Annotated in this window: 13 protein-coding genes; 9 read left to right on the forward strand and 4 right to left on the reverse strand. The window is 69.9% G+C overall.

Going from position 1 to position 14,530, the window contains the following annotated elements; translation table 11 throughout:
• Nucleotides 1-38: 38 nt before the first annotated feature.
• From ABT186_RS09925 to ABT186_RS09950, 6 genes are all read left to right on the forward strand, one after another.
• A complete protein-coding gene (locus tag ABT186_RS09925) occupies nt 39-2,162 on the forward strand; it encodes a DNA gyrase/topoisomerase IV subunit B (RefSeq protein WP_351229076.1) in 2,124 nt (707 codons plus the stop codon).
• Nucleotides 2,163-2,493: 331 nt separating this feature from the next.
• Nucleotides 2,494-3,018: a DUF1453 domain-containing protein gene (locus ABT186_RS09930; RefSeq protein WP_351236110.1), complete on the forward strand. Its 525-nt coding sequence runs from the start codon at nt 2,494-2,496 to the stop codon at nt 3,016-3,018.
• Nucleotides 3,015-4,166 (forward strand): sensor histidine kinase, encoded by a 1,152-nt coding sequence (locus tag ABT186_RS09935; protein ID WP_351924431.1) that lies wholly within the window; start codon nt 3,015-3,017, stop codon nt 4,164-4,166. The genes ABT186_RS09930 and ABT186_RS09935 overlap by 4 nt, the downstream gene beginning before the upstream one ends.
• The gene (locus tag ABT186_RS09940; RefSeq protein WP_351236114.1) at nt 4,163-4,852 is read left to right on the forward strand and encodes a response regulator transcription factor; all 690 of its coding nucleotides are present in this window, start codon (nt 4,163-4,165) and stop codon (nt 4,850-4,852) included. The genes ABT186_RS09935 and ABT186_RS09940 overlap by 4 nt, the downstream gene beginning before the upstream one ends.
• 69 nt (nt 4,853-4,921) lie before the next feature.
• Nucleotides 4,922-5,482, forward strand: coding sequence for a DUF485 domain-containing protein (locus ABT186_RS09945; RefSeq protein WP_351924433.1), 561 nt, complete (start codon nt 4,922-4,924; stop codon nt 5,480-5,482).
• Nucleotides 5,482-7,074, forward strand: coding sequence for a monocarboxylic acid transporter (locus ABT186_RS09950; protein WP_351924435.1), 1,593 nt, complete (start codon nt 5,482-5,484; stop codon nt 7,072-7,074). Before ABT186_RS09945 ends, ABT186_RS09950 begins: the two co-directional genes overlap by 1 nt.
• A gap of 84 nt (nt 7,075-7,158) precedes the next feature.
• On the opposite strand, the gene ABT186_RS09955 is transcribed toward ABT186_RS09950, so the two are convergent.
• Nucleotides 7,159-7,851 (reverse strand): response regulator, encoded by a 693-nt coding sequence (locus ABT186_RS09955; RefSeq protein ID WP_351236120.1) that lies wholly within the window; start codon nt 7,849-7,851, stop codon nt 7,159-7,161.
• Between the two features lie 163 nt (nt 7,852-8,014).
• Here ABT186_RS09955 and ABT186_RS09960 point away from each other — a divergent pair, with 163 nt between their 5' ends.
• The 3 genes from ABT186_RS09960 to ABT186_RS09970 all read left to right on the forward strand — a co-directional run bounded on the left by ABT186_RS09960 (nt 8,015) and on the right by ABT186_RS09970 (nt 10,872).
• Nucleotides 8,015-8,830: an ABC transporter ATP-binding protein gene (locus ABT186_RS09960; RefSeq protein WP_351924437.1), complete on the forward strand. Its 816-nt coding sequence runs from the start codon at nt 8,015-8,017 to the stop codon at nt 8,828-8,830.
• Nucleotides 8,820-9,683, forward strand: a complete 864-nt coding sequence (locus ABT186_RS09965) for an ABC transporter permease (RefSeq protein ID WP_351236124.1) — start codon at nt 8,820-8,822, stop codon at nt 9,681-9,683. Before ABT186_RS09960 ends, ABT186_RS09965 begins: the two co-directional genes overlap by 11 nt.
• Before the next feature lie 127 nt (nt 9,684-9,810).
• Nucleotides 9,811-10,872 carry an ABC transporter substrate-binding protein gene (locus tag ABT186_RS09970; RefSeq protein WP_351236126.1) on the forward strand — a complete coding sequence of 354 codons (1,062 nt, stop codon included), beginning with the start codon at nt 9,811-9,813 and terminating at the stop codon, nt 10,870-10,872.
• 17 nt (nt 10,873-10,889) lie between these two features.
• Here the strand turns inward: ABT186_RS09970 and ABT186_RS09975 are convergent, their stop codons facing one another.
• From ABT186_RS09975 to ABT186_RS09985, 3 genes are all read right to left on the reverse strand, one after another.
• Nucleotides 10,890-11,579, reverse strand: coding sequence for a response regulator (locus ABT186_RS09975; protein WP_351236128.1), 690 nt, complete (start codon nt 11,577-11,579; stop codon nt 10,890-10,892).
• A complete protein-coding gene (locus ABT186_RS09980) occupies nt 11,576-13,309 on the reverse strand; it encodes an ATP-binding protein (protein WP_351924439.1) in 1,734 nt (577 codons plus the stop codon). Before ABT186_RS09980 ends, ABT186_RS09975 begins: the two co-directional genes overlap by 4 nt.
• 127 nt (nt 13,310-13,436) lie before the next feature.
• On the reverse strand, nt 13,437-14,387 hold the full coding sequence (locus ABT186_RS09985) for a ferredoxin family protein (protein ID WP_351924441.1): 951 nt from the start codon (nt 14,385-14,387) through the stop codon (nt 13,437-13,439).
• Between the last annotated feature and the right edge of the window lie 143 nt (nt 14,388-14,530).

Below are 14,530 nucleotides of genomic sequence, written 5' to 3' on the forward strand. Positions count from 1 at the left end.
AAAGGGCCCCATCTGAAATTCAGCGAGGAGCGAACCGCGTGACCGCCGAGACGTCCGTGCCGTCCACAGCGCTGCTGACCGGAGCAGACCGGGACGGTTCCAACTACACCGCGCGGCACCTGCTCGTCCTCGAGGGCCTCGAGGCCGTGCGGAAGCGCCCCGGTATGTACATCGGGTCCACCGACAGCCGGGGCCTGATGCACTGCCTCTGGGAGATCATCGACAACTCCGTCGACGAGGCCCTGGGCGGCTACTGCGACCACATCGAGGTGATCCTGCACGACGACGCCTCGGTTGAGGTGCGGGACAACGGCCGCGGTATCCCGGTCGACGTGGAGCCCAAGACCCGCCTGTCCGGCGTCGAGGTCGTGATGACCAAGCTGCACGCGGGCGGCAAGTTCGGCGGCGGTTCGTACGCGGCCTCCGGCGGTCTGCACGGCGTGGGCGCCTCCGTGGTGAACGCGCTCTCCGCCCGCCTCGACGTCGAGGTCGACCGTGGCGGGTACACCCACGTGATCAGCTTCCGGCGCGGTGTGCCGGGTGTCTTCGCCGGTGACGGCCCGGACGCGAAGTTCGAGGCGAAGGGTGGTCTGCGCAAGACCAAGAAGATCGCCAAGACGCGCACCGGCACGCGGGTGCGCTACTGGGCGGACCGGCAGATCTTCCTCAAGGACGCCAAGCTCTCCCTGGAGACGCTGCACCAACGCGCCCGCCAGACCGCGTTCCTGGTGCCCGGCCTGACCATCGTCGTGCGCGACGAGTACGGCCTCGGTGAGGGCGGGAGCAAGGGCGAGGAGTCCTTCCGTTTCGACGGGGGCATCAGCGAATTCTGTGAGTACCTGGCGACCGACAAGCCGGTCTGCGACATCCTCCGCTTCTCCGGACAGGGCACCTTCAAGGAGACGGTCCCCGTCCTGGACGACCACGGCCAGATGACGCCGACCGAGGTCACCCGCGAGCTGGGCGTCGACGTCGCGCTGCGCTGGGGGACCGGTTACGACACGACCCTCAGGTCGTTCGTCAACATCATCGCCACCCCCAAGGGCGGCACCCACGTCGCCGGCTTCGAGCAGGCCGTCACCCGGACCCTGAACGACGTGCTGCGCGCCAAGAAGCTGCTGCGTGTCGCCGAGGACGACATCGTCAAGGACGACGCACTGGAGGGGCTCACCGTGGTCGTCACGGTGCGCCTGGCCGAGCCGCAGTTCGAGGGCCAGACCAAGGAGGTCCTCGGTACTTCCGCGGCCCGCCGCATCGTGAACAACGTGGTCTCCAAGGAGCTCAAGGACTTCCTGACCTCCACGAAGCGCGACGCCGCGGCCCAGGCCCGGGTGGTCCTGGAGAAGGCCGTCGCAGCCGCCCGTACGCGTATCGCGGCCCGTCAGCACAAGGACGCGCAGCGCCGCAAGACGGCTCTGGAGTCCTCGTCGCTGCCCGCCAAGCTCGCCGACTGCCGCAGCGACGACGTCGAGCGCAGTGAGCTTTTCATCGTCGAGGGCGACTCCGCGCTCGGTACGGCGAAGCTGGCACGGAACTCCGAGTTCCAGGCGTTGCTGCCGATCCGCGGCAAGATCCTCAACGTCCAGAAGTCGTCCGTGACGGACATGCTCAAGAACGCCGAATGCGGCGCGATCATCCAGGTCATAGGGGCTGGGTCCGGCCGGACCTTCGACATCGACACCGCCCGCTACGGCAAGATCATCATGATGACCGACGCCGATGTGGACGGCTCCCACATCCGCACCCTGCTCCTGACGCTCTTCCATCGCTACATGCGGCCCATGGTCGAGGCGGGCCGGGTGTTCGCCGCGGTGCCGCCGCTGCACCGGATCGAGATCGTCCAGCCGAAGAAGGGCCAGGACAAGTACGTCTACACCTACTCGGACCGGGAGCTGCGCGACAAGCTTCTGGAGTTCCAGAGCAAGGGCATCCGGTACAAGGACTCCATTCAGCGGTACAAGGGTCTCGGCGAGATGGACGCCGACCAGCTGGCCGAGACGACGATGGACCCGCGTCACCGCACCCTGCGCCGGATCAATCTCTCCGACCTGGACGCCGCTGAACAGGTTTTCGATCTACTGATGGGCAACGACGTGGCGCCGCGCAAGGAGTTCATCTCCAGCTCGGCGGCGACGCTCGACCGGTCGCGCATCGACGCATAGCTGCTGCGCTCGGCCGGCGCCGGCGCTGGGGGTAGGGGTGGGGGTGGGCTGGGGATGGGGGTGGGGGTGGCTCAGGACCGGTCTGGCGGTGGGACTGAGCCCGCGCATTTTGGCGCGGGCGGGGTGACGGCGTGATGCAGGGCCGGGGCCCGGGGGCGTCTGCGGGTGCGCGCGCCAGGCGTTCGTCCACCCCTGGGTGGAGCCTCGAGGCCTACCCGGTTCCACCCGCGATCCACCCCGGCTCCGATCTGCTGACCTGCGGATTTCTGTAGCGTCGAAGGCGTCGGCAGCTCTCGCTGTCGACATCGCCCTTCCGCTCACGGAGGCTCTGATGTCCGGGCTCGTCAATGCGTTGGTGATCGTGGCCGTGGCCGCCCTGGTGATCGTGCGGCAGTTCCGCGCGCGCCGGATCGGCGCCGACCGGCGCTGGTGGCTCGTGCCCGCGATCCTGGCCGTCCTGGCGCTGCGCGAGCCCGGCATACTCGATTCCCGTCACCACGCCGAGTCCGCCCTGCTTCTCGGCGCCGAGCTGCTCATCGGTCTGGGCACAGGAGCCGGCTGGGCCTGGACCACCCGCATATGGGTGGAGGCGGACGGTGTCGTGTGGAGCAAGAGCACCAAGGCGAGCGTGGCCGTCTGGACCGGAGGCATCGCCCTGCGCGTCGGCCTCTTCGCGCTCGGAATGCTGCTGGGCGTCCGCCAGGACAGTTCCGCCCTGATGCTCGCCCTTGCGGGAACTCTGCTGGTTCGCTCCGGGATCCTGGTCTGGCGTGCGCAGTCCCTCACCTCCGCGAGCCCCCCGGCCACGGCGTACGGTGACGACATGCCCCGGTCCGCGTGGAAGGAGCGTGTGTGACAGAAAACGCCTGGACGCGCTGGCCCTCCCGCGAGGCGCTGAGCCGTGACGGCATCTCACCGCCCCGGCGGCTGATCGTCTGGGCCGTGAGGCTGCTGGTGCTCGGCATGCTGCTGTGGGGGGTCTTCAACGGCAGTCACGTCCACGGCTGGGGAGCGGTGGGAGGCGCGGCGGGAGTCATCGTCGCCGCGCTCGTCTCGTGGGCCTTGTTTCGCAGCACCCTCGCGCACAGGCTCTGGCCGTCCATGGCGCTCATCACCGTGCTTCTGGGGATCGCGGTCGCGGCGCAGGTCACCGGCTTCAGGCTTGCGGCTGTCGTGATCTGGTGCGGCTGTGCCATCACCGCGTTGGAGCGGCTGCCCCTCGCGGCCGCGCTGCCCGTGACGTCGGTCGCACTCGCCTCCTTCGCCGCGGTCGACAACGACGCGTGGATCACCACCGCTGCCACCGTCACCGGCATGGCTCTCGCCGGATATGTCCTGCGCCTCGACGCCGAGGCACGGGGCAACGCCCAGCGACTGCTCGCCCAGGAACAGGCCGCACGGGCGGCGGAGGCGGAGTCGGCGGCCCTGGCGGAGCGGGCCCGGATCGCACGTGAGATCCATGACGTGCTGGCGCACAGCCTCTCGGCGCAACTCGTGCATCTGGAGGCTGCCCGGCTGCTGATCGAGGGAGGAGCCGACCGGGGCAAGATCCTCGAACGGGTCGTGGCGGCACGGGGAATGGCCCGGGAGGGGCTCGCCGAGACCCGGCACGCGCTGTCCGCACTGCGTGGCGAGATGTCCCCGCTCGAGGACTTTCTGAGCACGCTCGTCGCCACGGCGGACGGAGCGGATGTCACCATCTCGGGTGAGCGCAGACCCCTTCCCGCCGAAGCCTCACAGGCGGTCCGCAGGGTCGCACAGGAGGCCCTGACGAACGTCCGCAAGCACGCTCCGGGCGCCAAGGTGCACATACGGCTGGATTACGCCGAGCACCAAGTGATGCTGGACGTACGGGACTCGGGAGGCTCGCCGGGCGAACTGACCGGCTCCGGGGGCGGGTACGGTCTGTTGGGCATGCGGGAGCGTGCCGAGCTGCTGGGCGGCTCGCTGGAGGCCGGGCCGGGCGAGGAGGGATTCGTGGTGACGTTGAAGGTACCCGTATGACGGAGGAGGAGGGCAGGAAGCCCGCCCGGGTCGTGGTGGCGGACGATCAGACGGTGGTGCGCGAGGGCATTGTGATGCTGCTCGGGCTGCTTCCCGGGATCGAGGTCGTCGGTGCCGCCGGGGACGGGGAGGAGGCGGTGAAGCTCGTCGCCGAACTCGCCCCGGACGTGGTGCTGATGGATCTGCGCATGCCGCGTTGTGACGGCGTGGAGTCGACGCGGCGCATCCGCGCCGAGTACCCCGGTACCCAGGTCGTCGTGCTCACCACGTACGCGGACGACGAGTCGCTGTTCCCCGCGCTGAGGGCGGGGGCCCGCGGCTACCTCACCAAGGACGCGGGCGGAGACGAGATCGTGCGGGCCGTCCAGAGTGTGCTGTCCGGGGACGCGGGGCTCTCGCCCGGCATCCAACGGCGGCTGCTGGAGCGGCTGTCGGAGCCGCAGCCGCAGCCTGAGCCGCCCCCGGTCGCAGAGGCACCGGACGGACTCACCGCACGGGAGACGGAGGTGCTCGTACTGATCGCCGAGGGGCTGACCAACCAGGAGATCGCCCGGGGACTGCATGTCTCCACGGCCACCGTGAAGACCCACATCAACAACCTCTTCGCCAAGACGGGACTCAAGGACCGAGCACAGGCGGTTCGTTACGCCTATGCGAAGGGGCTGGTCCGGCCACCCTCGGAGTGAGTCACCTGATGGGGTGAAGAGCGCGGAGAAGAAGAGTCGGGGATCTTCCCGTTCTGTCCATGCTTGGGCATGCAGTCAAGCAATGGTCGTCCCTGCGGAGGCGGTGGCGGTCCTGAGAGTTCCGTTGAGAAGTACGAAGGCCGTGACCCGACCCCCGCAGCCGTGGGGGCGAGTGGGGAAGCGAGGTACGAAGACCCCTGGTACGACGCGCTCGCCTCGGGCTGGGGCGAACTGGACGGGACGGGTTCTCCCGCCCCTGTCGTGCCGGCCGCCCGCCGGGGACAGGAACGCAGAGGCCGTGCGGCAGACGTCTATCTGGAGGTGCAACGCAGCCCGGCCTTCCGGGAGGTGCGAAGCCGGTACCGGAGGTTCGTGCTTCCGGGTCTGGCGGTCTTCTTCACCTGGTACGTGGGCTATGTGGTGACCGCGCAGACGGCACCCGGGCTGATGGCAAGGCCGGTGGCGGGATCCGTGAACGTGGCGATGCTGGCGGGACTCGGGCAGTTTCTGACGACGTTCCTGTTCACCTGGGCGTACGCGCGGCACGCCCGGTTGCGCAGGGACCGGGCCGCGCTCGATCTGCGCTGGGACACCCAGGAGCTGACGCGGGGACTCAGGAGTGGCGAGTGATGAGCGGACACCATCAGGCGCTGGCGCTGGTGCTGTTCAGCGTGTTCGTCGCGATCACATTGGCGATCACCACATGGGTGAGCCGTAACCGGCATGGATCGGCGGAGGAGTTCTACGCGGGCGGGCGGCTGTTCTCACCCATGGAGAATGGTTTTGCCATCGCGGGCGACTACATGTCCGCGGCCTCCTTCCTGGGAGTCACCGGGCTCATCGCGCTCTTCGGGTACGACGGGCTGCTGTATGTGGTGGGCTTCCTTGTCGCCTGGCTCGTGGTGCTCTTCTTCGTCGCCGAACTGGTGCGCAACTGCGGGCGGTTCACGCTCGCGGACGTCGTGGCGGCGCGGATGAGCGAGCGTCCGGTGCGGATCGCGGTGGGGACGTCCTCGGTGACGGTGTCCGTGCTGTATCTGGTGGCGCAGATGGTGGGAGCGGGCAGCCTCGTCGCGCTGCTGTTCGGCGGCACGAGCACGGCGGCGCGTGCCTGGACGGTGATCCTGGTCGGCGCGCTCATGGTGATCTATGTGTCGCTCGGCGGGATGCGCGCCACCACCTGGATCCAGATCGTCAAGGCGGTCCTGCTGCTCGGCGGGACGATCGCGCTGACCGTGCTCGTCCTGGTCCGTTTCCACGGGGATGTCGACGGGTTGCTGCGGACGGCGGCGGAGCGCAGCGGGCACGGGGCGGCGTTCCTCGCGCCGGGTCTGAAGTACGGCGGGAACTGGACCGCGCGGATCGACTTCATCAGCCTGGGGCTGGCGCTGGTGCTGGGCACGGCCGGGCTGCCGCACATCCTGTCCCGCTTCTACACCGTGCCGACCGCGCGGGCCGCCCGCCGCTCGGTCGTCTGGTCGGTCGGACTCATCGGCGGCTTCTATCTGATGACGATCGTGCTGGGCTTCGGTGCGGCGGCCGTCGTCGGGCCGGAGGCCGTACGGGAGTCGAACGCGGCCGGGAACACGGCGGTGCCGTTGCTGGCGCTGAAGCTGGGCGGCGGGGCGAATTCCACCGGGGGCACGGTTTTGTTCGCCATGGTCGCCGCTGTCGCCTTCGCCACGATCCTCGCGGTCGTCGCCGGGATCACCCTCGCCTCCTCGGCCTCCGTCGCCCACGACCTGTACGCGTCGTTGCGGCGCCGTCGCGCCAAGCCGCGCAGCGAGGTGGCCGTGGCGCGGGCCGCCGCCGTCGGCATCGGAGTGGTCGCGATCGCGCTCGGACTGGTGGCCCGCGACCTCAACGTGGCCTTCCTGGTGGGGCTCGCCTTCGCGGTCTCCGCGTCCGCGAACCTCCCCGTGCTGATGTACGCGCTCTTCTGGCGCAGCTTCACGACACGCGGCGCTGTCTGGGCGGTCTACGGCGGCCTCGTGCCCGCACTGGGGCTGGTGCTGGTGTCACCGCTGGTCTCGGGGAGCCCCGAATCGCTGTTCCCGGCCGTCGACTTCCAGTACTTCCCGCTGCAGAACCCGGGCATCGTCTCCATCCCGCTCGGCTTCCTCGCGGGCTGGCTCGGCACGGTCACCTCGGCGGAACCGGCGGACGAGGCCAAGCACGCGGAGACCGAGGTCCGTTCACTGACCGGAGCCGGGGCGGTCTGAGGCCGGTGACGCCCCCCTGACGTGGGCGACCCGTTGGGGCGAGGGGGGCCGACGGGGCGAGCTCCCCTCGCGGAGACCTCGCCCCTACAGCGCCACCCACGCGTACCGGTGCTCCGGCCGTCCCGTGTCGCCGTACTTCAGGGAGAGCCGGAGCCGGCCCGCCTGTTCCAGATGGCGCAGATAGCGCTGGGCGGTGGAGCGGCTGAGGCCGGTCCTGGCAGCCACCTCGTGGGCCGAGAGCGGCCGGCCGGCCCGGTGCAGCACCTCGCAGATGAGATCCGTCGTCGGCTCCGAATGGCCGCTGGGCAGCCCGGGCGACGAGGCCACGGGCGCGGTGCGCAGGGCGCCGAAGATGCGGTCGACCTGCTCCTGGCCCGCCAGACCTCGGCCGCCGACGCGGTCGACCGTGCGGCGCAGGGCGGCGTACGAGTCGAGCCGCGTCCGCAGGGCCGAGAAGGTGAACGGTTTGACCAGATAGTGCAGGGCGCCCAGACGCATCGCGGCCTGGACGGTCGCCACGTCTCCCGCCGCCGTGATCATGATGACGTCGGTGCCATGGCCGTGTTCGCGCATGCGGTGGACCAGTTCGAGGCCCGTCTGGTCCGGCAGATAGTGGTCGAGCAGGACCAGGTCGATCCGGGTTCGCTCCACCGCGGCGAGCGCCTGGGCGGCGCTGTGCGCGCGGGCGGCGACCCGGAAGCCGGGAACCTTTCCCACGTACTTGGCGTTGATCTCGGCGACGCGGAAGTCGTCGTCCACGACCAGGACGTCGATCATCGGGCCTCTCTCTCCCTCAAGGCCGGGCGAGCGTTAAGCCCGTGTTTCGGCTCCGCAGTTCTAGCGCGGGCAAAATGAGCACAACAGACTCTTGCAAGCAGAAGTCGTGGTTGCGCCCAGAAGACTGCTGCGGCGCCCCGCACCGCATCTACGGTCCCGGGCCATGAACGCAGACACCAGCCCCGCCATTGAGCTGCGGGGCGCGAGCAAGGCTTTCAGGACCCCGTCAGGGGGTCTGCACACGGCCGTCAGGGACCTGGATCTGACCATCGGGCGCGGCGAGTTCGTCGCCGTCGTCGGACCCACCGGGTGCGGCAAGTCGACGACCCTGACCCTGGTCAGCGGTCTGGAGGAGCCCTCCGAGGGCGAGGTCCTGGTGGCCGGCGCGCCGGTCGCCGGAGTCGGGGACAAGGTCGGTTTCGTCTTCCAGCAGGACGCCACGTTCCCCTGGCGCACGGTCCTGTCCAACGTCATGGCGGGCCCGCGCTTCCGCGGTGTGCCCAAGGCGGAGGCCAAGGAGAAGGCGCGCGAGTGGCTGGCCCGGGTCGGGCTCGCCGCCTTCGAGGACCGCTACCCCCACCAGCTCTCCGGCGGCCAGCGCAAGCGTGTCGCCCTCGCCGCCACCTTCGTCAACGACCCCGAGATCCTGCTCATGGACGAGCCCTTCTCGGCGCTCGACGTGCAGACCAGGGCGCTGATGTCGGACGAGCTGCTGGAGCTGTGGGAGGGCACGGGCGCCTCGGTCGTCTTCGTCACCCACGACCTGGAGGAGTCCATCGCGCTGGCCGACAAGGTCGTCGTGATGACTGCCGGGCCCGCGACGGTGAAGCAGGTCTTCGAGATCGACCTGCCGCGGCCGCGCAAGGTCGAGTCGGTGCGCCTCGAGCCGCGGTTCATCGAGATCTACCGCGAGATCTGGGAGTCCCTGGGCGAAGAGGTCCGCATCACGCGCGAGAGGGGTGCCGCTCATGTCGCCTGAAGTCATCTCCGCGCCGTCTGCGGTCGACACGGCCAAGCCCGACCGCGCCCACTCACGCGCGCGTGCCGTCCGCAGACGCAAGGCCGTCATCACACTGGGCCGCGTGCTGCTGCTGGTCGCCCTGCTCGGCCTCTGGGAAGCGTTGTCACGGGCCAAGGTCATCGACCCGTTCAACTTCTCCATGCCGTCGAAGATCTGGGACCAGATCAACACCTGGGTCATGCACGGCACCGCGTTCGGCTCGCTCGGCGAGCAGATCTGGGTCACGCTCCAGGAGGCGCTGCTCGGCTGGGTCATCGGTGTGGTGGCCGGTGTGCTGCTCGGTATCGCGCTGGGGCGGATCGTCTTCCTCGCCGATCTCCTCGGTCCCTACATCAAGGTGCTCAACTCCATACCCAGGATCGTCCTCGCCCCGATCTTCGTGATCTGGTTCGGGCTCGGACCGGCCTCCAAGATCGCGTCGGCCATCGTCCTGGTCTTCTTCCCGGTGTTCTTCAACGCCTTCCAGGGTGCCCGCGAGGTCGACCGCAATCTGGTGTCCAACGCCCGCATCCTGGGCGCCGGCGACCGCCGTGTGACCCTTCAGGTCGTCATCCCGTCGGCCACATCGTGGATCTTCACCAGCCTCCACGTCAGCTTCGGCTTCGCGCTCATCGGCGCCATCGTCGGCGAGTACATCGGTGCCACCAAGGGCATCGGCCTGCTGGTCGCCCAGTCCCAGAACACCTTCAACGCGGCCGGTGTGTACGCCGCGATGGTCATCCTCGCCGTCGTCGCGCTGGCGGCCGAGGGGCTGCTCACCTTCGCCGAGCGCCGCATCTTCCGCTGGAAGCCGTCGGACTCCGGGCACTGACAGGCCTCTTCCACGCGCCGATCGCCCCCCCCGGGCGCCGGGGGCACCGGACGGCCCCCGCTCAATGCCCCTCGGGGCACCTGTTTCTCACTTCCCGCACCGCCCTCTCACAAGGACGTGAACCGCCATGCGCAAGTCCGCCAGAATCGCCTCCCTCGCCGCGGCCGGCCTGCTCGCCGTCACCTCGCTCACCGCCTGTGCCAACGACGCCGCCACCACCGCCGCGTCCGGATCCGGCAGCAAGGGCGACGGCAAGGGCGAGAAGGTCAAGATCATGGTCGGTGGCCTGGACAAGGTCATCTACCTGCCCGCCATGCTCACCCAGCGGCTCGGCTACTTCGACGCCGAGGGGCTCGACGTGGAACTGCTGAGCGAGCCGGCGGGCGTGCAGGCCGAGACCGCGCTCGTCGCCGGACAGGTCCAGGGGACCGTCGGCTTCTATGACCACACCCTCGACCTGCAGACCAAGGGCAAGAGCGTTCAGTCCGTGGTGCAGTTCTCGCAGGCGCCCGGCGAAGTGGAGATCGTCTCCGACAAGCGCGCCAAGGACATCACGTCGCCCAAGGACTTCAAGGGCAAGAAGCTCGGCATCACGAGCCTCGGCTCCTCGACCGACTTCCTCACCAAGTACCTGGCGGTCAAGAACGGTGTGAACGTCAGTGAGTTCAGCCCCGTCGCCGTCGGCGCCGGTCCGACGTTCATCGCCGCTCTTCAGCAGGGGTCCATCGACGCCGGAATGACCACGGACCCGACCGTCGCCAACGTGCTCAAGAAGAACCTCGGCGCGGTGCTGATCGACATGCGGACGCCGCAGGGGTCGCAGGACGCGCTCGGCGGCCCGTACCCGTCGTCCAGTCTCTACATGCAGACGGACTGGGTGAACAGCCACAAGGACACGGTCCAGAAGCTGGCCAACGCCTTTGTGAAGACCCTGAAGTGGATGTCCGAGCACAGCGCGACCGAGATCGCCGCCAAGATGCCCGCCGACTACTCCCAGGGCAACAAGACGCTCTACGCGAGCGCCATCAAGAGCACGCTGCCGATGTTCACCACGGACGGCGTGATGCCCGAGAACGGCCCGGAGACGGTCGAGAAGGTCCTCAAGGCGTTCAACCCCAACATCAAGAACGCCACCATCGACCTGAGCAAGACGTACACCACGGAGTTCGTGAAGAAGGCCAAGGGCTGAACCGACCGACCGTGACCTCAGGCGCGGGTCGCCCAGACGTAGCGATGCTCCGGGCGGCCCGCGTCGCCGTATTTCAGGGTCAGCGTGGCCCGTCCCGTGCGCTCCAGGAGCTTCAGATAGCGCTGGGCGGTCTGGCGGCTCAGCCCGGTGCGCTCGGCGATCTCCAGGGCGGACAGCGGACCCTCGGCGGTCACCAGGGCGCTGCGTACGAGGTCTGCCGTGGTGGGGGAGTGGCCTTTGGGCAGCCCCGGCTCCGAACCCGCCGAAAGGGCGCCGAAGATCCTGTCCACCTGGGCCTGTTCGGCCTTGCCGCCGCTGTCGAGGGTGCGGCGCAGTACGGCGTACGCCTCCAGCTTGGCGCGCAGGCCCGCGAAGGCGAACGGTTTGACCAGGTACTGGAGTGCGCCGTGCCGCATGGCCGCCTGCACGGTCTGGACGTCTCGGGCAGCCGTCACCATGATCACGTCGGTCTGGTGGCCGCGCCGGCGCATCTCCTGGACGACCGCGATCCCCGTGTCGTCGGGCAGGTAGTGGTCCATCAGCACCAGGTCCAGATGAGGCAGCGTCTCCATCCGGTGCAGCGCGTCGGCCGCGTTGTGCGCCTGGCCCGCCACGTGGAAGCCGGGGACCTTCTCCACGTAGGCGGCGTTGACCCGTGCGACCCGGGTGTCGTCGTCCACGACCAGTACTTCGATCGGCCGGGTCATCGCGAGTCCTCCTCGAAGTTCGGGAGAGATGTTTCCAGGGGCGGTCCCTGGCCTGCTGGTGCCTCCTGAGCGGAGACGAGGTCCCGGCCGGCCGCGGGAACCGGCTGCGCCCCCGGGGCGGGCTCCTCGAGTGCCTCCGGCAGCACCACGGTGAACTCAGCGCCCCCGCCGTCCGCGTCGCCCGCGCGGGCGCTGCCTCCCTGGCGTTCGGCGAGCCTGCGCACCAGGGACAGACCGATTCCGCGCTTGCCGTGCGCCGGGGGCTGCTTGGTCGACCATCCGTCCGTGAAGATCAGCTCCCGCCGGTCGGCGGGGATGCCGGGCCCCGTGTCCCGCACCTTGAGGACCGCCGTACGCCCCTCGGCACGCAAGGCGACCTCCACGCGCGCGTGCGGCGTGCCCGCGACCGCGTCGAGGGCGTTGTCCACCAGATTGCCGACGATCGTGACCAGCCCCCTCGGGTCGATCAACCGGTCCGGCATCAGTGTCCCGTCCGCGATCCACAGGGCCACGCCGCGCTCGGCGGCGACGGTGGCCTTGCCCACCAGCAGGGCTGCCAGCAGAGGGTCGTGGATCTTCTCGGTGACCTGTTCCGCGGTGGCCCGGTGGTCGCCGACCACCTCCCCGACGAACTCCACTGCGTCGTCGTACATCTCCAGTTCGAGCAGTCCCAGAAGCGTGTGCATACGGTTGGCGTGCTCATGGTCCTGGGCCCGCAGGGCGTCGATCAGACCGCGCGTGGAGTCGAGTTCACGGCCGAGCTGCTCCAGCTCCGTGCGGTCGCGCAGGGTGGCGACGGCGCCGCCGTCGTCGGTGGGCATGCGGTTGGCGACGAGGACGCGGTGACCGCGCACGGTGATCAGATCGGTGCCCGTGACGCGTCCGGCCAGCACGTCGGTCGTACGGCCCTCGCCGAGCGCCTCGTCGAGGGACCGGCCGACGGCTTCGTCACCGATGCCCAGCAGACGCTGCGCCTCGTCGTTGAGGAGGCGCACCCGGTCCCTGCGGTCCAGGGCCACGACACCCTCCCTGATGCCGTGCAGCATCGCCTCGCGCTCGGCGAGCAGCGCCGAGATGTCGGAGAAGGCGAGGTCGCGGGTCTGCCGCTGGATCCTGCGCGCGATCAGGTACGCGGCCAGCGCGCCGATCGCCAGGGCCGTACCCGCATACGCGAACAGCCCCGGGATCGCGTGGATCAGCCGGGCCCGCACGCTGTCGTACTCGATGCCCACGGAGACCGCGCCGATGATCGTGCCGTGCGCGTCGCGCAGTGGCACCTTGCCGCGGGCCGAGCGGCCCAGGGTGCCGCTGTCGATCTCCATGACCTCTTTGCCCGCCAGAGCCTCGCTCGGGTCGGTCGAGACGGGATCGCCGACCTTCGTGGGGTCCCGGTGCGACCAGCGCACGTGGTTCATGTTCATCACCACGACGTACTCGGCATGGCTGGCCCTGCGGATGCGCTCCGCCTCGGCCTGCACGGGCCCGTAGGGCGACGCCGGCGTCGACTGCAGATCCTCGGCGATCTGCGGTTGGGCCGCCGTGGTCTGCGCGATCGCGAGGGCCCGGCGCATCGCCTGGTCGTCCAGCAGATGGCTGAGCGGGGCCAGGAACAGCCCGGTGGCGAGCACGGCGACCCCTGCGGCGATCGTCAGCTGCATCAGCAGGAGCTGCGAGAACATCCGCCGCGGCATGCCGAGCCGTCGTCGTCGCGCAGGGGGAGAGGGGCTCATGCGTACGACGGTACGGGGAGGGGTGTGCCCGGCCGTAGGGGGTGTGGCGTGGATCTCCAGAGGGGAGCCGCGAGGGCTGTGACCAGTGCTGTGCCCGTGCGCCGCCGCGCAGGCCTTCGCCTGCGCCTCAGCAGGGCGCGGGGGCGGCGAGGCCCGCCGTACGCAGCTCCCGCACCGACACGACGTCCATCCGCGCCGGCGAACCCAGCACCGAACCGCAGCTCTCCGGGCGCGGCGGCAGACAGGCGCCCTGCGCCACGAGGACCCGCCACACACGGCCGTCCGTATGGGCGACGCTGACCTCCCAGCGCGGTGCGGCACCGTCCGTGCGGACGACGGTGAGCGCGTCCGCGGCGTACTCGCGCGCCGCCGTGCGCACCGCGAGTTCCGCGGCCTGTGCGGGCCGCTCCCAGGCGGAACCGCCACGGCAGCCCTCGACCACGACCCGCCCTTCGCGCACCCCCTGGAGGACCTCCTTGACGTGCGGAGCCTGGGCCCGCCCGTATGCGTATCCGAACGGCAGGACGAGCACGGTGGGCGAGAAGCGGTGGCCGCCGAGATGCGTGACCTCCCAGACGCCGTCCACTCCGGAGGCGGACAGCTCGGTCGCGAGCGGGCGGCCGAGGAGGGCGCAGCAACGGTCCCGCTTGCCGTTGGTGCAGACGAGCGCGAGCGGGTCGCCGGTGTGGGCCCGCCCCTGAAGTGCTGCGTCGAAGGTGTGTGGGTCGCCCATGCCGAGCGCCGCGAAATCCAGGTCGAGCAACCGTTCCGGCACGGAGGTCGTGGCGGAGCGCAGCCACACCTTTCCGGGAACTGTGTGGGCCGCATACACCTGGCGTAGCGCGGGAGTACCGCAGTCGGCGTGCCGGCCGGGGCGGCGGATGAGTGCGATCCGCACGCCGGTGCCCTCGGCGGCCGCTTCGAGGGCGCGGCCGAGCGCCGGGTCCAGGTGGCTCGATGTGAGCGCCTTGGCACCCCAGGGGCCGGGCTGTTCCAGGAGCAGCCAGGTCTTCGCGGTCGCCGCGGTCCCCGCGAGGGGCTCGTCGAGGTCCCGGGACGCGGTCGTGCACGTACTCACAGAGGTGAGCCTAACCTGACTTCGCCGACGGTGACTTCCTGCCGTGCGAACGGGGGCGCATTCGGGGCGCGTCAGGCGTGCGGTGGGAGCGCGAGGGGCACGCCCGGGGAGCGATGTGCAGCCGGATGAGCAACCGGCTCATT

This window comes from Streptomyces sp. NPDC001634 (assembly GCF_040298185.1).
In the GTDB taxonomy this organism is placed as follows: Bacteria; Actinomycetota; Actinomycetes; order Streptomycetales; family Streptomycetaceae; genus Streptomyces.